At 74.0% G+C, this 250-nt stretch carries 1 protein-coding gene; it reads right to left on the reverse strand.

What is annotated here, in order from left to right; translation table 11 throughout:
- Nucleotides 1–43: 43 nt before the first annotated feature.
- The coding region (locus tag PROKR_RS03700) for a rhodanese-like domain-containing protein (protein ID WP_036959622.1) at nucleotides 44–250 on the reverse strand (207 nt) is incomplete at its 5' end.

Raw genomic sequence — 250 nt, forward strand, 5'->3', positions numbered from 1 at the left:
CGTCCGGTGCCGCGCGCATGCACCTGCCGGGTGGCGAACCCGGTCATGGCGCGGCGCTCGGTTCCGTCGCCGGCTGGTCGTCCGCCAGCTGGCTCGCGACTTCCGTGGCGGGCAGCCCGGCCTTCTTCCAGGCGGGGAATCCGCCGTCGACGTGCGAGACGTCGGTGTAGCCGCGGGCGGCGAGTGCCTCCGCGACCGGGCCGGAGCCGTTGATGGAGCCGCACACGATCACTACGGGCGTGTCGAGGGT

The organism is Promicromonospora kroppenstedtii DSM 19349 (genome assembly GCF_000515355.1).
Classification (GTDB): domain Bacteria; phylum Actinomycetota; class Actinomycetes; order Actinomycetales; family Cellulomonadaceae; genus Promicromonospora; species Promicromonospora kroppenstedtii.